Origin of the sequence: Campylobacter sp. BCW_4321 (genome assembly GCF_001763075.1) — a bacterium.
Taxonomy (GTDB): Bacteria; Campylobacterota; Campylobacteria; order Campylobacterales; family Campylobacteraceae; genus Campylobacter_D; species Campylobacter_D jejuni.
In genome coordinates, this window is the sequence record NZ_MJYA01000061.1 from 1 (window position 1) to 1,693 (window position 1,693).

The 1,693-nt window shown below is 22.9% G+C and carries 2 pseudogenes; both read left to right on the forward strand.

Annotated elements, in window-relative coordinates:
* Positions 1-346: pseudogene (locus tag AJN58_RS07475) on the forward strand (alpha-2,3-sialyltransferase); the annotation flags it as partial.
* Positions 343-1,693, forward strand: a pseudogene (locus AJN58_RS10390) (hypothetical protein); the annotation flags it as partial. The pseudogenes AJN58_RS07475 and AJN58_RS10390, both read left to right, overlap by 4 nt.

Below are 1,693 nucleotides of genomic sequence, written 5' to 3' on the forward strand. Positions count from 1 at the left end.
AAGAATTCAAAACCAACTTTCTTATAAACTAGGACAAGCTTTGATTTTAAATTCTAAAAGTGTATTCGGTTTTTTATCTTTACCTTTTATAATATTAAGTATTGTTATTTCACATAAACAAGAACAAAAAGCTTATAAATTTAAAGTAAAGAAAAATCCAAATTTAGCTTTACCTCCTTTAAGTTCATATGATGATTATAATGAAGCTTTAAAAATAAAAAATCATTTTTCTTATAAATTAGGAGAAGAATTTATTAAGGCTAGTAAAAATTGGTATAAAGGTAGATTATTCTTATTGCCTTATAGAGTTTTTAAGCTTTATAAGAAATTTAGGAAAAAACAATGAAAACTGCTTATATTCATATAGGGACACCAAAAACAGGAACAACAAGTATTCAAAAATTTTTACATAAAAATAAAAGTATTCTTTTATATAATAATTTTTTATATCCAGAATCATTTATTTTGAATAAAGAATATGATCCTCAACATTGGGATTTGAGTATATTGTGCAATAATTATAACGATTCTATCGTAGATAAAAAAATTATGTTATTGAAAAAAGAAATTAATACAAGTTGCGTTGATAATATTCTAATATCATCAGAAGCTTTTTGGGCTATGATTGATTCTCAACATAGTGTTTTAAATTTAAAAAAAATATTAAATTTTTTAGGTTTTATGAAAGTCTATATTATTGTATATCTAAGACCTCCCGAAGATGTATGGCAATCTTTATGCTCAGAATTTTTAAAAAATTGGACAGATAATGAGTTGGCATTTAAAAAGTATTTTCAAAATCCTTTTTTAAAGCATATACTAGAATATAAAAAAATATTATCTTGGTATTTAAATATTTTTACAAAGGAAAATGTTATTATAAGACCATTTAATAAAGAAGATTTTGTTGAACAAAATCTTCTTTATGATTTTTTGAATATTATCAATATTGATAAAAAAGGATTTGAAAATATTGACAATTCGAACATATCTTTAGATTTAATTGGGATGGAATTACTATCATCTCTTAATAAATTTTCTAGTTTTTATATTTATCCTAGATATTATGATCTAATACCTTTTTTTGACAAACATTTTACCTCAAAAAACCCTGAGCTTAAATTTCAACCACCAAAAGAAATATATCAATCTTATATAGATTATTTTGAAAAGTCGAATGAATGGGTTAGAAAAGAATTTTTTCCACATAAAGAAAGATTATTTCCCAAAAAAGATATGAGCACTTATAAAGAAAACTATGAGCTTAGAGAAATGAAACCAGAATATTGGGATAAAATAGCTGAATTTATAGCAGATATCATTAAAACAAAAAATGAAAATATTCTCAATCTTAATCAAACTTTAGAAATTAAAAACCAAGAGCTCAGTAATCAAACTAATCAAATTCATAATTTAAATACATCATTAGAAAATAAAGAGAGCCTATTAACTATAAAGGAAAATCAAATTCATGGTTTAAATGAAACACTAAATTTCCAAAATAATTACGGAAAAGCTAAAACAAGAATTCAAAACCAACTTTCTTATAAACTAGGACAAGCTTTGATTTTAAATTCTAAAAGTGTGTTAGGTTATCTATCTTTACCTTTTATAATATTAAGTATTGTTGTTTCACATAAACAAGAACAAAAGGCTTATAAATTTAAAGTAAAGAAAAATCCAAATTTAGCTT